Source organism: Novosphingobium subterraneum, from assembly GCF_000807925.1.
GTDB lineage: Bacteria > Pseudomonadota > Alphaproteobacteria > Sphingomonadales > Sphingomonadaceae > Novosphingobium > Novosphingobium subterraneum.
Genome location: NZ_JRVC01000022.1, coordinates 21,485 through 37,087, shown reverse-complemented (window position 1 = coordinate 37,087; position 15,603 = coordinate 21,485). Strand labels below are relative to the sequence as shown.

At 62.2% G+C, this 15,603-nt stretch carries 16 protein-coding genes; 12 read left to right on the top strand and 4 right to left on the bottom strand.

All coding sequences use genetic code 11. The annotated features are described in order from the left end of the window. The first annotated feature begins 175 nt into the window (after positions 1 to 175). From NJ75_RS18255 to clpS, 3 genes are all read left to right on the top strand, one after another. Positions 176 to 2,056 carry a PHA/PHB synthase family protein gene (locus NJ75_RS18255; RefSeq protein ID WP_039337070.1) on the top strand — a complete coding sequence of 627 codons (1,881 nt, stop codon included), beginning with the start codon at positions 176 to 178 and terminating at the stop codon, positions 2,054 to 2,056. A gap of 148 nt (positions 2,057 to 2,204) precedes the next feature. Then, positions 2,205 to 3,068: a phasin family protein gene (locus NJ75_RS18250; RefSeq protein WP_039337069.1), complete on the top strand. Its 864-nt coding sequence runs from the start codon at positions 2,205 to 2,207 to the stop codon at positions 3,066 to 3,068. Positions 3,069 to 3,254: 186 nt separating this feature from the next. Continuing rightward, the gene (gene clpS / locus NJ75_RS18245; protein ID WP_230487749.1) at positions 3,255 to 3,635 is read left to right on the top strand and encodes an ATP-dependent Clp protease adapter ClpS; all 381 of its coding nucleotides are present in this window, start codon (positions 3,255 to 3,257) and stop codon (positions 3,633 to 3,635) included. 43 nt (positions 3,636 to 3,678) lie between these two features. Here clpS and NJ75_RS18240 read toward each other — a convergent pair whose 3' ends face one another. After that, positions 3,679 to 4,122 (bottom strand): hypothetical protein, encoded by a 444-nt coding sequence (locus NJ75_RS18240; protein WP_039337068.1) that lies wholly within the window; start codon positions 4,120 to 4,122, stop codon positions 3,679 to 3,681. A gap of 228 nt (positions 4,123 to 4,350) precedes the next feature. Between NJ75_RS18240 and lptF the strand changes: the two genes are divergently transcribed. Genes lptF through NJ75_RS18225 form a run of 3 tightly spaced genes read left to right on the top strand, consistent with a single transcriptional unit; the run spans position 4,351 to position 7,243 of the window. Further along, a complete protein-coding gene (lptF, locus tag NJ75_RS18235; protein WP_039337277.1) occupies positions 4,351 to 5,592 on the top strand; it encodes an LPS export ABC transporter permease LptF in 1,242 nt (413 codons plus the stop codon). Next, positions 5,582 to 6,682, top strand: coding sequence for an LPS export ABC transporter permease LptG (lptG, locus tag NJ75_RS18230; RefSeq protein ID WP_039337276.1), 1,101 nt, complete (start codon positions 5,582 to 5,584; stop codon positions 6,680 to 6,682). The genes lptF and lptG overlap by 11 nt, the downstream gene beginning before the upstream one ends. Before the next feature lie 51 nt (positions 6,683 to 6,733). Further along, positions 6,734 to 7,243, top strand: a complete 510-nt coding sequence (locus NJ75_RS18225) for a rhodanese family protein (protein WP_039337275.1) — start codon at positions 6,734 to 6,736, stop codon at positions 7,241 to 7,243. 19 nt (positions 7,244 to 7,262) lie between these two features. Here NJ75_RS18225 and NJ75_RS18220 read toward each other — a convergent pair whose 3' ends face one another. Further along, a complete protein-coding gene (locus NJ75_RS18220; protein WP_039337066.1) occupies positions 7,263 to 8,366 on the bottom strand; it encodes a fatty acid desaturase family protein in 1,104 nt (367 codons plus the stop codon). 167 nt (positions 8,367 to 8,533) lie between these two features. Between NJ75_RS18220 and NJ75_RS18215 the strand changes: the two genes are divergently transcribed. Both NJ75_RS18215 and NJ75_RS18210 read left to right on the top strand, forming a co-directional pair. After that, positions 8,534 to 9,694: a hypothetical protein gene (locus NJ75_RS18215; protein ID WP_039337065.1), complete on the top strand. Its 1,161-nt coding sequence runs from the start codon at positions 8,534 to 8,536 to the stop codon at positions 9,692 to 9,694. Positions 9,695 to 9,802: 108 nt separating this feature from the next. Continuing rightward, on the top strand, positions 9,803 to 10,258 hold the full coding sequence (locus NJ75_RS18210) for a response regulator (RefSeq protein ID WP_052242633.1): 456 nt from the start codon (positions 9,803 to 9,805) through the stop codon (positions 10,256 to 10,258). A 237-nt stretch (positions 10,259 to 10,495) separates the two neighbouring features. Here the strand turns inward: NJ75_RS18210 and NJ75_RS18205 are convergent, their stop codons facing one another. Further along, entirely contained in the window at positions 10,496 to 11,233 is a 738-nt protein-coding gene (locus NJ75_RS18205; protein WP_052242632.1) for a Crp/Fnr family transcriptional regulator, read from the bottom strand. Positions 11,234 to 11,401: 168 nt separating this feature from the next. Between NJ75_RS18205 and NJ75_RS23465 the strand changes: the two genes are divergently transcribed. Both NJ75_RS23465 and NJ75_RS18195 read left to right on the top strand, forming a co-directional pair. Then, entirely contained in the window at positions 11,402 to 11,803 is a 402-nt protein-coding gene (locus NJ75_RS23465) for a response regulator (protein WP_052242631.1), read from the top strand. An 86-nt stretch (positions 11,804 to 11,889) separates the two neighbouring features. After that, a complete protein-coding gene (locus NJ75_RS18195; RefSeq protein ID WP_039337064.1) occupies positions 11,890 to 12,684 on the top strand; it encodes a response regulator in 795 nt (264 codons plus the stop codon). Positions 12,685 to 12,722: 38 nt separating this feature from the next. Here NJ75_RS18195 and NJ75_RS18190 read toward each other — a convergent pair whose 3' ends face one another. After that, positions 12,723 to 14,393, bottom strand: coding sequence for a CHASE domain-containing protein (locus tag NJ75_RS18190; protein WP_052242630.1), 1,671 nt, complete (start codon positions 14,391 to 14,393; stop codon positions 12,723 to 12,725). A gap of 197 nt (positions 14,394 to 14,590) precedes the next feature. Here NJ75_RS18190 and NJ75_RS25180 point away from each other — a divergent pair, with 197 nt between their 5' ends. Both NJ75_RS25180 and NJ75_RS18185 read left to right on the top strand, forming a co-directional pair. Beyond that, positions 14,591 to 14,860, top strand: coding sequence for a NepR family anti-sigma factor (locus NJ75_RS25180; protein ID WP_156135854.1), 270 nt, complete (start codon positions 14,591 to 14,593; stop codon positions 14,858 to 14,860). Beyond that, positions 14,853 to 15,488, top strand: a complete 636-nt coding sequence (locus tag NJ75_RS18185) for a sigma-70 family RNA polymerase sigma factor (protein ID WP_052242629.1) — start codon at positions 14,853 to 14,855, stop codon at positions 15,486 to 15,488. Before NJ75_RS25180 ends, NJ75_RS18185 begins: the two co-directional genes overlap by 8 nt. The last annotated feature ends 115 nt before the right edge of the window (positions 15,489 to 15,603 follow it).

Genomic DNA, 15,603 nt, shown 5'->3' with positions numbered 1-15,603 from the left:
AGGCGCGGCAGGATCGCCGCAGCGCAGCCCTTACGCCAATTGCCCAGTTGTGGAAACCTTGCTGTCGATGGAAGCATGATCGTGATCGGCGGATGCATCTGCAGGCTAACAAGCTGTCACACGGCGTGTATAGACTGCTGAGACAAGGCCATGACGTAACGGCAGGGAACGGAAGATGACGAACAAGAACCTGGGTGATTCGCCAGCGGATTCAGTCGTGTTCGAAGACCTGTTCCGCCAGCAGGGCGAAGCGATGCGCGCGATGTTCGCGCCGCTGGTGCCCGGCGCCGAAGCCGTTACGACCGATCCGGCCGATCTTCAGCACTGGGCGATGTCCGCTGCCAAGCTGCAGAAGATGTGGCTCGATTTCAGCGCCGAGCAGGCCGGTCAGGTCGAACCGATGCTGGGCCGCCTGGGCGACATTGGCAAGTGGACGCAGACGTTCATGGCCATGGCCGGGCAATTGCCCATCGCGCACGCGGAAACACAGGCGAAGCTGTGGAACGAAAGCGTGGCGCTGTGGTCCTCGGTCATGGGACAGTTCGTCTCGGCCGGAACCGGCAATGCCGCGCCCCCTCAGCTGCCGCGGCAGGACCGGCGGTTCAAGGACAAGCGCTGGCACGAACAGCCCGCTTTCGCGCTGATCCACCAGACCTATCTGCTCCTGTCGGAAAAGCTGCAGCAGATGGCCGACGAGGCCCAAGGGCTCAGCCCCGAGCGCAAGGAGCAGCTGCGCTTTGCCACCAAGGTGGTGACCGATGCGCTTTCACCGGCCAACTTCCCGCTGACCAATCCTGTGGTGATCGAGCGGACGATGGAGACCAAGGGCGAGAACCTGGTCAAGGGTGTCGAACACCTGCTCGACGACTTGCGCAAGGGGCAGCTCACCCACACCGATCCCGATGCGTTCGAACTGGGCCGCAATATCGCGGTCACGCCGGGCAAGGTGGTGCACGAAACGCCGCTGTTCCAGTTGATCCAGTACACGCCGACGACCGACGAGGTGTTCGAGACGCCACTTCTGATCTTCCCGCCGTGGATCAACCGCTTCTACATTCTCGACCTCAACCCGCAGAAGAGCTTCATTCGCTGGGCCGTGGCGCAGGGGCTGACGGTGTTCGTGGTTTCCTGGAAGTCGGCCGATGCTTCCATGGCCGATGTGATGTGGGACGATTACGTTCGCGCCCAGATCGAGGCTATCGATCATGTGCGCGAGCGGCTCAAGGTTCCGGCGGTCCACACCATCGGCTATTGCGTGGCCGGCACCACGCTGGCGGCCACGCTGGCCGTGCTGGCGCGCAGGGGCGAGGCCGACAAGGTTGCCAGCGCCACGTTCTTTACCGCGCAGGTCGATTTCGAGGACGCAGGCGATCTCAAGAACTTTATCGACGACGGGCAGTTGAAGATGCTGCAAAGCCTGTCCACCGACGGGTACCTCGATGGGCGCTACATGGCGGCCACGTTCAACGCGCTGCGCGGCACGGACCTGATCTGGAACTACGTCGTCAACAACTACCTGCTGGGCGAGGACTATCCGGCGTTCGATCTGCTGCACTGGAACGGAGATACGACCAACCTGCCCTCGCGGTGGCATCAGGCCTATCTTTGCGACCTCTATCGCGACAACCGCCTGATCATTCCGGATGCAATGGTGGTCGATGATACGCCGGTCGATCTGCGCCGCATTGCAACGCCATGCTATATCCAGGCGGGCCGCGAGGATCATATTGCGCCGCCGAACAGCGTGTGGAAACTGACGCGCCATCTGTCTGGAAAGTGGAAGTTCGTGCTGGCCGGTTCGGGACACATTGCCGGGGTGGTGAACCCGCCCGAAGCGGGCAAGTACCAGTATTGGCTCAATCCCAATGATCCAGCGAGCTTGGAGGAGTTCGTGGCCGGCGCCACGGAGACCAAGGGCAGCTGGTGGCCGGACTGGATCGAGTGGATGGCCGAACAGGCACCCAAGCGCGTGGCCGCCAAGGGCAAGCGCATTCCGGGTGGCAAGGGCGACCGCGTTATCGAGGATGCGCCGGGACGCTATGTCCGCAGCCGCTGAGCGTTAACGGCGCGCGGCATTGGTAATTGGTCAAATACGGAATTTGTGCACCGCACAATTTTCTTGACATTTTGCGGTCGACTCCTATTTTGTGCAGTGCAGCAAGAGACGGTTCAACCCGTCCCGTGCGCAAGCAGGAGTCGCCAGGATGGTTGAAGAAACGAAGGAAAGCCCGGAAACCTCCGCCCCCGTGGTGGACGTGCCCGTCGCGCTGGCCGACGCGCCCGAAGCCGTCGCCGGAACTGCCGAGATCGAAGTTGTCGAGCCGGTTGCCGCCGAGAAGCCCAAGGCTTCGCGGCCGCGCAAGGCCAAGCCCGCTGCCAAGCCGGTCGTGGATGCTGAAGCTGCTCCGGTCGAAGCACCTGCCGTGGCAGAGCTGGTTGCACCGAAGGCACGCAAGCCCCAGGTCGCAAAGGCGAAGCCCGTTCGTCAGGCTCCCAAGCCTGCCCCCAAGGCCCGTCCGGCCAAGCCACCCGTGGTGGCCGCTCCGACGGCCGCGGTGAAGCCCGCAGCCAAGCGTCCTTTCACCGCCATTCCAAGCGTGAAGAAAACAAGCGCCGCCCTCAAGAATGCGGCGCCCAGAAAGGAACTGTTCGCAATGGCTACCACCACCGAAATGACCGAAAAGATGACCGCTGCATTCAAGGACGCTCAGGACAAGGCCAAGGCCGCCTTTGGCGACGCCGGCGAGTTTGCCAAGGGCAACGTCGAAGCCGTGGTCGAATCGACCAAGATCCTGGCTTCGGGCCTTCAGGAAATGACCAAGGGCTATGTTGCCGAGACCAAGTCGGTCTTCGAAGCGATGACCGCTGACGTCAAGGAACTGACCACGGTCAAGTCGCCTACCGAATTCTTCGAGAAGCAGTCAGCCCTGCTCCGCAAGAACTTCGACGCTGCGGTTGCCGCCAGCTCGAAGAACAGCGAAGCCATGCTGAAGCTCGCGAACGAGGCCTTCCAGCCGATCTCGACCCGCGTCAGCCTCGCGGTCGAAAAGATCAAGAAGGCCGCCTGAGCCTGACCGGCAGCCAACCGCGCTGCCAGCCACAAGATAAAGGGCCGGTCGGGTTCTCCCGCCGGCCCTTTTGCCGTTCTGATGCTGTCGTGCTGTCGTATCAGCGCCACAATTCGCCATCCTCGTGCCACCATCCCCTTCGTGCCCCTTGTGAAGCGGGCCGGTGAGTGCGATATTCGAGGCATCATGAGAGCCGAACCTTTCGATCAACCGGACCTGTCCGTTCCGCTGCGCTGTGCAGAGGGTGACGACACACGTGGTCCGGGCGGAGACGATCAGGTCGGCATCGCTACCAAGACCCGCGCCAAGCCGAAGAAGCCCAGCCAGTTCAAGGTGCTGATGCTGAACGATGATTACACCCCGATGGAATTCGTGGTGATGGTCCTGAAGCGCTTCTTCCACATGGATCTGGAACAGGCAACGCGTGTGATGCTCCACGTCCATCAGCGCGGCGTGGGTGTTTGCGGCGTCTATCCCTACGAGATCGCCGAGACAAAGGTGAACCAGGTGATGGACTTCGCCCGGCAGAACCAGCATCCGCTGCAATGCACGCTGGAAAAGGCGTAAAGCCACCGCTGACCTGACGCAAAGCGCCAGATCGCGAAGGCCGTCAGTGTGCCGTCAAGGCTCCGGTTTCCACAGCCTGGCGGGCGAACGCACGCAGCAGCGCCGCGATCCAAGCCATGGCCAGGCTCTGGGCCTCACGCGAATGCGCGCCGACGCCGCCATCGAGAATCACCTGCGCGACGAACGAACCGTCCTTGAGGCGCCCGCCAGTGAAGATGGCATCACGCGGGATCAGCGCCACCGCGGCCGATTCGAACGCGCCGGAATCAGCAAGGACTCCGATCCAGTCGAACGCGGCATTCAGGCGTCCGCCTTCTTCCTCGGTGTGCGGCGAAGCAATCTCGAGAAGAACCCGCTCGAATCCCTTGCGCTGTTCGGTGGGGGCGAGTTGCTCGCACCAGCGCGCCAGCGCGCTCAACCTTTCCGGATCGGGTTGACCGCCGGCAAAGCCTGCGAACCACGCACTACCGGTTTGCTCATGCGACATCTTCGAACTTTCCCTCACTGGCACTGGCATTATTTCTATGACTTTCAGCGAGGCAATTCCATAACTTTCGTTATGACTTGCGAAAGTCGCGCCGGTTTTCCCTTCCACGAAGCCGTGCGAAGCGCTAGTCCGTAAAAGCTCATGGCTGGTTCACCTGTCGGCAGCCACTCGGGCAAGGCCCAGGCCCCGCCGAATATCGATCCACGAAAAGACGCCAGCACCCGCCACGTGAAGTTCCTTACCGCCACCGATCGCTACATTGCCCGGCTCGTATTCGTGCCGATGCTGTCGGTGTTCGTCCTCGCCGCGTCTCTGCTCATCCTCGACAAGATGCTGAAGCTGTTCGACTTCGTGGCGACAGAGGGCGGACCGGTCAGTGTCGTGTTCAAGATGCTGGCGAACCTGCTGCCGGAATATGCCAGCCTTGCCATCCCGCTCGGCCTGATGCTCGGCATCCTGTTCGCTTTCCGCAAGCTGGCGATGAGTTCCGAACTCGACGTGATGCGTGCGGTCGGGTTGTCCTATACCCGCCTGCTGCGCGTGCCCTACATGTTCGCGATCGGGCTTGCGGCGCTGAACCTGCTGATCGTCAGCTATCTCCAGCCGCTATCGCGCTATTACTACGAACAGCTCCAGTTCGAGCTGCGCTCGGGCGCACTAGGCGCGTCGATCAAGGTCGGCGAGTTCAATTCGCTGCAGGACCGCACCGCCTTGCGCGTCGATTCGAGCCGCGACGAAGGCCGTGACCTGCGCGGCATTTTCGCCCGCCTGCAGACCTCGAATGGGCAGGTCATGGTGATCTCGGCGCGAGAGGGACGCTTCTTTGCGAACAAGGAAAGCCCGGACACGGTGATCCTGCGCCTGACCGACGGTCAGATCGTGCAGGACGGACCGGGCATTGCCTCGCCGCGCGTGCTGACCTTTGCCAGCCACGATCTGCCGATCGACCTGCCGAGGATCGAGCAGTTCCGCCAGCGCGGCGATGCCGACCGCGAGTATTTTCTCCCCGAGTTGCTGCAGATCGGCTGGAACGACCGTTATTCCGAAGAGATTCGCAATCAGTCGAAGGCCAGCCTGAATTATCGGCTGGTCGAGGTCGTGATGATGTTCCTGCTGCCGCTTCTGGCAGTGGCGCTGGCGGTTCCGCCCAAGCGGTCGACTTCGGCACTGGGCGTATTCCTGTCGATCGTGCTCGTGGTCGCCTATCACAAGGTCAACCAGTACGGGCAGGACGTGGCCAGCCTTGGCCGGATCGACCCAGTGCTCGCCCTTTGGGGGCCGTTCGTGGTCTTTTCAGCCCTGATCCTGTGGATGTACTGGAAGATCGCCTACGTTCCCGGTGGCCAGCCAATCGGTGCCCTCGAAACCGGCTTTGCCAAGGTTTCGCGTTCGATCCGCAAGCTGTTCGAGCGCAAGCGGCTGCGCGATGAGCCTGCCCTTGTCGAGGAAGATGCCGCCCATGCAGCTTGAATTCTTCCCGTCGCGCACTCTGGCGAAATACATCGCGAAGATGTTTGCGGTGCGCATTGTCGCCGTGCTGCTGATGCTGGTACTGGTCCTGCAAATGCTCGACCTGTTGAGCGAGAGCGGCAAGGTGCTGGCAGCGCCCGGAAACGGACAGGGCGAGCTGCTGACGTATGTGTCCTTGCGCATGCCGCAACTCATAAGCCGGTTCCTGCCCTATTCGGTGCTGCTGGCCACGATCATCACGCTGATGACGCTGAACCAGAACAGCGAGGTCATCGCGATGAAGGCGGCGGGCCTTTCCGCGCATCAGGTGCTGGCACCACTGTTTCTCGTTGCGGCGGTCACCTCCGCGGTGACCTTCGGTTTCAACGAACGCATCGTCACACGGTCGACTGCTACGCTCAAAGCCTGGCAGAACGTGGAATACGGGCCGATCCCGCAGGAATCGGCGATCAAATCCAATGTCTGGCTACAGGACGGTCCGAACATCCTGTTCGCCCGCTCGGTTGCCGGCGAAGGCAAGTCTATGCGGATGGATGGAGTCAGCTGGTATCGCCGCGACCCAACCGGGATGGTGACCGAAATCGTCACTTCGCCCTCGGCGGCCTATGCCAATCCGGGCTGGAAATTCCGCGATCCTGTTGTGTTCGATGTACAATCTGCCCGAAAGACGTCGATCGGCCGCGACGAGGTCTTTGCCAAGACGGTGGAACCGGTCCAGGTCACGATCAGCCGGGTCGATGCCGACGCGGAATCGTTGACCCAGCTATCGGGTTCGCTCGCCGCCATCCGAGAGGCAGGCTTTCGCACCACCGAGCTTGATGGCAAGTGGTGGCACAAGCTTTCTGGGCCGCTTTCAGCGCTGCTCATGCCTCTTCTCGGTGCCGTGGCAGCATTTGGCCTGGCGCGATCAGGACACCTCTTCGTGCGCGCGGTGATCGGCATGGCGCTGGGCTTCGCCTACTTCGTATTCGACAACGCGGCCTTGGCCATGGGCAATTTCGGCGCTTACCCGCCGCTGCTGGCCGCGTGGGCACCGTTCGTCCTGTTCTTCCTCATCGGCGAGACGGTGCTGATCCGGACCGAGGAATAGACCTTAGAATTAGATATTGCTAATTTTCGTAATATCTAATATATGGAGGCCATGACGCTTCCAACCATCACCCCTGCACAAGCCAAGGCGCTGCTCGACGAGGGCGCCCGGCTCATCGACATCCGCGACGCCGACGAACATCGCCGGCAGAGCATTCCGGGCGCGGCCAACATGCCGCTGTCGGCGCTGGAGCCGGTATCCGGCCATCCTGCGGTGATCTGGCATTGCCGTTCGGGCATGCGCACCGCTGCCAACGCCGATCGGCTCGCCGCCGTGTCCGACTGTCCCGGCTACCTTCTGGAAGGGGGCATTGACGGCTGGCGCTCGGCCGGCCTGCCGGTGAAGACCGATGCCAAGGCGCCACTCGAGATCATGCGGCAGGTCCAGATGATCGCAGGGCTGCTGATCCTTGCCGGCGTGGCGCTTTCGCTCACCGTGGCGCAGGGCTTCGTCGCGCTTTCGGCATTCGTCGGTGCGGGCCTGTTCATGGCCGGGGCAACCGGCTGGTGCGGCATGGCCAGGCTGCTTGGCCTGATGCCGTGGAACCGCCGCGCCGCCTGAGGCAGCGTGGCCTTTCCACTCAGCGCGGCATCATCGTGCTGCGCGCCAGCCTGCCGACAAGCGGCAGCAGGCCGTTGTAATTGCCCTTCTCATACGTCGAGCCAGTGCCGAGGTGCGCCACGATCCGGCGGTGCGCTTCGGCCAGCGAGTGATAGGGCATCGAGGGCAGCAAGTGGTGCAGCGCGTGGTAGCGCAGACCAACCGGCGCCCACAGCGGCGCCAGCCAGGCGGGCGGGGGTACGTTGACGGAATCGAGGTACTGGCCGGTCACGGTCATGGCCTCGCCCTCGTTCTCCCACAGATGCGCCACCAGCGTACGGATCTGGTTGAGCAGCGCGGTCAGCGAGATCACTGCAATGCCGATAAGCAGCGGACGCCAAGAATGCGTCGCACTCCACCACAACACGAACAGCGCCCAGGCCGATGCACCCAGTTCCTGCCAGAACACCTGCCGCGCAAACTCGCCTTCGGGCGGACGCCGGCGAAATTCCGGGTTGATCGAGAGCGCAGAGGCACGCTCCCACACCAGGCGGCGCAGTGGCGGGATGACCGCCCCCAGCGGCACGAGGATTGCCGAGCGGATCAGCAGACCTATCGGCAGCAGCAGGGCGACCAGCGCGAACAGCGGCAGCGACCACGGTTTCATCAGCGCGAGCGGCAGGTACTCAGGGTCCTCGACCGTGCCATAGCGCGTGCGCGCATGGTGCAGCGTGTGGACGCCTTCGTACATGAGCGAGGGCGTCAGCATCGGGATGCCGACCAGCAGGTTCCACGCAAAGCGGAAGCCCGGCAGCGCGTTCTTGTGGATGTGGGTGAGTTCGTGGATGAACAGCAAGGCGCGGTAGAGCGCGAGCGCCGCGACCACGCCGGACAGCGCGGCGACGGGCGGATTGCCGATCAGGATCGCGCCGGCCAGCGCGGCGTAACCAAGGGCTGCAGAGCCCAGCATGTCGGGCCAGTAGATCTCGGGCCGCGCGGTCGCGATATCGCGCGTCAATTCGACGGCGGAGCGGAGCATTTCCTTGTCGTCAGGCGTGCCTGCCAGGCCGCGGGGAAGCTTGGCAGCTTCGGCACCGGCAGGAGCCACGTCGCGGGGAGTTTCAAGCGTATCGGTCGCAATCATGCCACAAATTCCAGTATGACCCGTATCTACCGGCTCAGGCCGGCTTTTTTTGCACCAAGCAATAGCCTCTGGGCGTCCCCACACCGCGCCCTGCGGCTTGACAATGCGCCGGTCGGGACCGCAGTCCCATCGGCAACGACCCCATATCCGCAAACAAAGGCAAGATCGTGGCTCAAGGCGAAGTAATCATCACACCGGTTTCCGGCAAGGCTGACCGAAAGGCCTTCGTCGACCTTGCGTATCGCCTCAATGCCGGTGACTCCAACTGGGTACCGCCGCTGCGGATGGAAGCCGAAGAGCTGATCACGCCCGGCAAGAACCCGTTCTTCGAACATGCCGACGTGCAACTGTTCCTTGCTCGCCGGGGCAGCGCTGTTGTGGGTCGTATCTCCGCCCACATCGATCATCTGGCGATCGCCATGGATCCCAGGCAGGGCATGGGGCCGGGCACGGGGAACTGGGGCCTGCTCGAGGCCGAGGACGAGGCCGTCGCGCAGGCACTGATCGGCCGCGCTGAAGGCTGGCTGCGCGAAAAGGGCATGACCCGCGTGCTAGCGCCCTTGTCGATGTCGATCTGGGAAGAGCCGGGCCAGTTGACCATGGGCTTTGATCATCCACCAACAGTGATGATGGGCCACCAGCCGCAGCGCTATGACGATTATATCAAGGCCTTGGGCTACCAGCCGGCCAAGACGCTCAATACCTACGAGCTCGACATCACCAAGGGCTTCCCGCCGCTGATCCAGCGCATTGTCCAATCGGGCGAGAAGAACGCCAAGATCCGCATCCGCAATGTCGACAAGTCGAAGTTCGATGCAGAAGCCGCGCTGATCCTCGACATCCTCAACGATGCCTGGTCGGACAACTGGGGCTTTGTCCCGTTTACCGACACCGAGATCAAGTATGCCGGCAAGAAGTTCAAGCCGATCGTGCGCGAAGACCTGATCATGATCGCCGAGTACGAGGGCGAGCCGGTGGCCTTCATGATGACACTGCCCGATCTCAACGAAGTGCTGAAGCCGATGGGCGGAAAGCTGTTCCCGTTCAACTGGGCCAAGCTGCTGCTGTGGCTGCGCAAGCCGCGGGTGCGCACCATGCGCGTGCCGCTGATGGGTGTGCGCAAGCGCCTCCAGGCCTCGCGCCTGGCAAGCCAGTTGGCCTTCATGATGATCGAGGCGATCCGCCTCAACTCGGTGCGCGACTACGGCGCCTCGCGCGGGGAGATCGGCTGGATTCTCGACGACAATCAGGGGATGAACGCCATCGCCGAAGCGATCGACAGCCACGTCAACAAGACTTACGTGATTTACGACAAGCCTCTAGTCTGAGCCTGCCGGCCTGTTCGCGCCCGTCAACATGGCGGGCGGGACGGGCGGTGGAACGCTGCTTGGCTGCCCGCGTTCATCGAGACAGGTCAGATCAGGGTGCGACAGACGGTGCCGACTACGACACAGGACAACAAGAAGACGGCGCGACGAAAGTCTGGCCGTGCGCTTGGTCCTGCTCTGGTTGTGGAAGACGATGGCCTGGTTGCCATGGACATCGCCGACGCTCTTGGCGAAGCGGGTGCAGCACCGGTAACGACTTGCGCCAGCGTTGCGGAGGCAATGGCGCAGCTGGAACAGTCTGTTCCATCGATCCTGGTCCTCGACGTGCACCTTGCAGACAGGGGCGATGGCTGGGCCTTGGCAGAACTGGCCATTCAATTGGGCGAGAACTCGCCGCTGATCATCTTCACCACCGCGACGCCTGAAGCCATCCCCGATACAGCCGCAGGGCTTGGCCGCGTCCTGCCCAAGCCCTTCAGCACTGCCGCACTGGTATCCTTGATACAGCAGGAACGGCCACGTGGCATTCTGGGCCGCATCCGGAGCGCCCTGGCTGGCCAATAAGTCCGGTTGAGCGAATTCCTCCCAACCCTCGGAAACGAAAGCCCCAGCCGCGCGGGGAGCGCAGCCGGGGCCGATCAACCAAAAAAAGGTCCCCGACGTTTCCATCGGGGACCTTTCGGGATCGTATCACCAGCCGCTTGGACGGGAGGGGGGGTCTCGGCGGTGACATACCCTAAACGAGCGTCCCTGAAGGCGGTTCCAAAGCTTCAAAAAATTTTTTCCGTTTAAAATCAGTCGCTAGATATAAGGCCGCGAAGAAAATGTGCTGCCATCGATCTTTGCGTAGGCTTTTGCCGCGGCAATATCGGGAACGCTGATGGTCGAAAGGGTCCAGTCGACCAGCCCCATGCGCCTGAGAGTCTGCAAGGTGCGGTTGGTATGCACCAGCGACAGCCCCAGCATATCGGCAATCTGCCCCTGCGTAATCGTCAGCGTCAGGACACCGCCCGGAGCAATTCCCGTATCGATGCCGCGCTGGACAAGAAACACAGCCAGAGCTGCCATCCGCTCGCGCGCGTTGCGCTGGCCGAGCGAGACGAGGTGTTCCTCCAGCGCCGCTTCCTCGTGGGCCGCAAGCCAGGTCAGGTCAAACGACAGTCTTGGCTGCTGGGCAACCAGATCGAAGAACTTCTCGCGTACGAAAGTGCACAAGGTGGCATTGGTCAGCGCCTCGACAGTGTGGCTCATTTCCGCATCGAGTGCCGCCTGCAGCCCGAGAAAGTCACCCGGGAACATGAAATTGATGATCTGGCGCCGGCCATCCTCAAGCAGGCGTGTCCGCATGAGGACCCCCGAGAGCACGGTATAGAGGAACGTCGGCCGCGTCCCCTGTGCAAAAACCTGCTCGCCCCGGGTGAAGCGCATTTCACCGTGGCGGAACGCGGCAATCCACTGGCGGACATCTGCCGGGGGCTGATGCAAAGCCTCGCAATCAGCCAGCGGGCACGCCAGGCACGGCTGTCCTCCGTTCAGCATCAAGTACCCCCCTCCTCCACCTTGATCCTGCACCATTGCGCCGACTTCCCGCCCGGCGCCGTAGTCTGCATCGTCCCTGCCCATACCCAAGCCTTTCATCATCAGTCCGCCGGACCTGCTATGTCAAAAGACAGGGTTTGTTCCCGTGATGTGCCTTAGGGTTCCCGGATGGAACCGAAAAACGAAGCTGCCGTCAGACACGGTCAGGATCTTGTCCTCGTTGTCGAAGACAGCCTTCTCGTCGCCATGGCCATCGAAGATTCCTTGATGGAACGCGGACTTACGGTGGCTGTTGCCTCCACCATTGAAGCGGCAACGGACCTTGTGGCGAGAGGCCTGCCGGCAGTCGCGTTGCTGGATCTGCAGCTTCCCGACGGCAACTCGCTGGAACTTGCATCGCGCCTGTATGAAGCGGGCTGCGCAGTGGCCATCACTTCCGGGCTGGATTCCGGATCGGTGCCGGACAGCCACGGATTTGCCATCCAGTTCCGCAAACCCACTTCGCCGGACCTTCTTGCCGATTGGGTCGTTACCACATTGCAGACGCTGCCCGCATCGCAGGCGGGGTAAGCGCATTTTTCCTCTTGTTCCCGATCGGGAACCGGATGACGTTATGGTGCGTTTGATCGCACGTTACTATCCGGGAAGGGGTGCGAATGACTCTGGGTGCCAAGGTTGCCAATCAACTCCCTTATCTGCGCCGCTACGCGCGCGCATTGACGGGAAGCCAGAGCGCGGGCGATTCGTTCGTGCGCGCAACTCTGGAAGCGGCGCTTGCTGACGACTCCCTGCGTGCGATGATCGGCGAAGGGCGTCCGCAGCTCTATCATGCGTTCAATCGGGTGTGGTCGACGGCCTATGTTGACACGGTGGACCGGTCGAGCGGCTTGCTCGGAGATCATGAAGCCGCTGCGCAGGAACGGCTTGCGGCCATGACGCCCGCCAATCGCCAGGCCTTGCTGCTGACCACGCTGGAAGACTTCAGCATCGAGGAAGCAGCCTTCATCATGGGTCGCGAGCCGGCTGATGTCGAACTGCTGGTTCAGGATGCCGTTGCCGAGATCGACCGCGAATCTGCCACGTCGGTTCTCATCATCGAGGACGAGCCGCTCATCTCGATGCAGCTCGAGGACCTCGTCCGCTCGCTCGGCCACGATGTTTGCGGCATGGCGGCTACACGCACCCAGGCGCTTGAGATCGTCCAGCGCGAACAGCCCGGCCTGGTGCTTGCCGACATCCAGTTGGCCGATGGCAGCTCGGGCCTTGACGCCGTGGACGACATCCTGCGCATCGGGTCCGTGCCGGTCATTTTCATTACCGCCTATCCCGAGCGCCTGCTTACCGGCGATCGTCCGGAGCCGACCTACCTCATCACCAAGCCCTTCCAGGAGCAGACCGTGCGCACCGCGATCAGCCAGGCGCTGTTCTTCGGATCAAGTCGTCCGCTCTGAAAGGCTTTTGGCCGAGTGACCAAGCCAAGGGCGCGGTGTCAGCCGCGCCCTTGTCGTATGGCGAAATCGCCGCGCCGTCTGACCGGAATGAGCAGGCTGCAGCGGACGCCTTCGGCCTCGAACTTCAGGTCGACCGGATTGCGCAATTCGTGCGCAACGATCTTCTCTACCAGTTCTGTGCCGAAACCGCGCTTGCGGCGAACGGTGGTGTCGATCGCAGGGCCTCCCCGCTCGACCCATTCGATGCGCGCCAGGTTCTCGCCGGCCATATCCCATGTGACCGACACTTGCCCGGTCTCGACACTTAACGCCCCGTACTTTGCCGCGTTTGTGGCCAGTTCGTGGATGGCAAGCCCCAGCGACAAGGCATCGTTCGGCGCGAGTTCCACGTCAGGGCCTGAGATAACGAGATGGCGTTGGGCATCTTGCGCATAGGGCGCGAGTTCGGCCCTTACGACAGCCATGACCGGCGTCGTTCCCCAATCGGACTGCGTCAGCAAATCGTGAGTTGCAGACAGCGCGCGAATGCGCATTTCCAGGCTGTCGGCAAATTCCGGCAGGCTCGTCGCACGGCGACGCGTCAGCGAGATGATCGAAAGCACGTTGGCCAAAGTGTTCTTGACGCGATGGTTGAGTTCGCGCGTCAACGAGTTGCGGATCGAGGACTGCTGCTCGAACCAGGCGAGGGCGATGCGGTCTTCCACGGCCTGCTGAGTCAGCAGGCGGGCGAGGACGAGAAGCAGCGTCGCAACAAGCAGGCCGAACAGCAGCGACATGACCGACATGATCGAAAGCATCGGGGTTGTCGGTGCCTCGATTTCCAGAATGAAGCGATGCCCGGCAATGTCGAGCGCCTGGCGAATGATCCGTCCTGATGCTCCGACCGGCGCGACCTCGGCCATCAGCCTTTTGCCGGATGCATCCTCATCGAACAATCGCACGCCAGCGCCCCCAAGGTGGTTGGCGTCGATGGACGATTCGAGGAAGCGCTGCGCATTGTAGGGAGAATACACATACCCGCGCAGGGCGCGCGGGCTCGGGTCGCTGTTCAGCGTGTACACCGGCATGTAGACGAGGAAGCCCGGCTGACGCGCTTCGTGACCTTCCTGCTCGAGCACGACCGCACCAGAAGCGGTTGGCTGACCGGCACGCTCGGCTGACTTCATCGCGGCACGCCGCACGGTCTCGGAAAACATATCGAAGCCGATTGCGCGTCTATTGCGCAGGGTATTCGGCTCAAGATACATCACAGGGACCACAAACGGTCGTTCCGCACCGGGCTGTGGCCGGATCGCGAAATCGCTCACCCCTCCGTTCCGCATGATCGCTTCAACCGTCGGTACGTCGGCGCTGTTAACCTTCATCGCCCAGCCGATCCCATCGGATCCGACATATCGGCCATCAAGATGCAGTTGGCGGATAAAGGTACGGAACAGCGGTGCCTCGACCATCTGCTGTGTCGCGAACAACGCTGCACTTGAACGCAGATAGGCGGCATTGGCGTTGGACCGCCGCTCCAGACCGGACGCGACGGACTGGGCAAGTTGCGCCGTGGTGGCGGTTTGGCGACGATCTTCGGCAGTTTCGATGGCTGCGACGCTAATGACCGTGACTGCCATGGTAAGGCCAAAAATACCGACGGGCAGGGCGCGGGGAAAGCGCTCGTACCATCTGGACGTCAGCTTTTTCTGGGCAAGCAATTTCTCCATCGCGCGCCCGTTGTCCCTTCCATTGCAGGTTTCACCAAGAAACCCGCTTCCCCCGATACAGCCAAACGCCCGCGAAGCGAAAATTTCGCTGCAAGCATCAGCTCGGGAACCGACAGGAGCCAATATCGTTCCACATCAAAACCTCGCGTCGCGCGCTTTGCCGTTTACCTTGATCGCTTTCTGATGAAAGCAATTCAGTGGACGGGCGCGATGCATTCAGAAATGCGCATCTGCCGCGCCGTTGCGGTCACACTTTGGATTTATCCCTGGAGGGGGAGGCGTTGACAGAGCGAATGTCGAAAGAACAACCAATGAATCCGGGTCAGCAGCGCCGCAAAGGCGGAAAACCGCGCCCGCCCGAATGGGCAGATGGGCTCAAGCGCCTTTACGATTCCGTACTCGATGAACCTCTGCCAGACACCTTTGCCGATCTGCTGAACAAGCTGGACGATCCGTCCAATGGCTGAAGCTGCTCCGAAGGCTGCCGGTGTTGACATCGACAAGACGCCTCGCCCCGCCAGCGATCCGGTCACGTTCAAACGCGAACTGACCGGCGTCATCCCCCACCTTCGCGCGTTCGCGCGCGGTCTTTGCGGCAGGCCGGATCTTGCCGATGATCTGGTACAGGAAACGCTGCTCAAGGCCTGGGCCGCGCAGGAGCGGTTCGAGCCGGGCACCTCGATGCGTGCATGGACTTTCGTGATCCTTCGCAATGCCTACCTGACCGACATGCGCCGGAACCGCTTCCGCGCCGACTATGATGAAACCGTAGCTGAACGGATCCTGGTCGCCCCCGCCGCGCAGGAGGGGCCCATGCACCTTTCGGACATGCACCGAGCCTTGCTCACGCTTCCGCCCGAACGGCGCGAGGCATTGCTGCTGGTGGGCGCAGGCGGCTTCAGTTACGAGGAAGCCGCCCAGATTTGCGGTTGTGCCGTGGGTACAATCAAGAGCCGCGTTGGTCGCGCCCGCGCAGCACTGTCGCAAATGATCGAGAATGGGCAAATCCCGCGCCGCAGCACTGATGATGCGGTGGCCCACTCGGCAATCATGAGCGAACTCGATCATACCGTACACGCCGGCAGCCAGTCCTGACGGACTGCTCTGTCGGAGCAGCAACACTCCCCTGCAAATTCACGCGGCCTCCTGCCAAGGCTATTGATCAGCGCCTGACAACGGTGGATGGAACACTGAAACCTCCGTCAGGCCC

What these genes read in the sequence shown, in the direction of transcription:
- NJ75_RS18255 (WP_039337070.1), top strand. Translation starts at nt 176, where the DNA reads ATGACGAACAAGAACCTGGGTGATTCGCCAGCGGATTCAGTCGTGTTC.
- NJ75_RS18250 (WP_039337069.1), top strand. Translation starts at nt 2,205, where the DNA reads ATGGTTGAAGAAACGAAGGAAAGCCCGGAAACCTCCGCCCCCGTGGTG.
- clpS (WP_230487749.1), top strand. Translation starts at nt 3,255, where the DNA reads ATGAGAGCCGAACCTTTCGATCAACCGGACCTGTCCGTTCCGCTGCGC.
- NJ75_RS18240 (WP_039337068.1), bottom strand. Translation starts at nt 4,122, where the DNA reads ATGTCGCATGAGCAAACCGGTAGTGCGTGGTTCGCAGGCTTTGCCGGC.
- lptG (WP_039337276.1), top strand. Translation starts at nt 5,582, where the DNA reads ATGCAGCTTGAATTCTTCCCGTCGCGCACTCTGGCGAAATACATCGCG.
- NJ75_RS18225 (WP_039337275.1), top strand. Translation starts at nt 6,734, where the DNA reads ATGACGCTTCCAACCATCACCCCTGCACAAGCCAAGGCGCTGCTCGAC.
- NJ75_RS18220 (WP_039337066.1), bottom strand. Translation starts at nt 8,366, where the DNA reads ATGATTGCGACCGATACGCTTGAAACTCCCCGCGACGTGGCTCCTGCC.
- NJ75_RS18205 (WP_052242632.1), bottom strand. Translation starts at nt 11,233, where the DNA reads ATGCTGAACGGAGGACAGCCGTGCCTGGCGTGCCCGCTGGCTGATTGC.
- NJ75_RS23465 (WP_052242631.1), top strand. Translation starts at nt 11,402, where the DNA reads ATGGAACCGAAAAACGAAGCTGCCGTCAGACACGGTCAGGATCTTGTC.
- NJ75_RS18195 (WP_039337064.1), top strand. Translation starts at nt 11,890, where the DNA reads ATGACTCTGGGTGCCAAGGTTGCCAATCAACTCCCTTATCTGCGCCGC.
- NJ75_RS18190 (WP_052242630.1), bottom strand. Translation starts at nt 14,393, where the DNA reads ATGGAGAAATTGCTTGCCCAGAAAAAGCTGACGTCCAGATGGTACGAG.
- NJ75_RS18185 (WP_052242629.1), top strand. Translation starts at nt 14,853, where the DNA reads ATGGCTGAAGCTGCTCCGAAGGCTGCCGGTGTTGACATCGACAAGACG.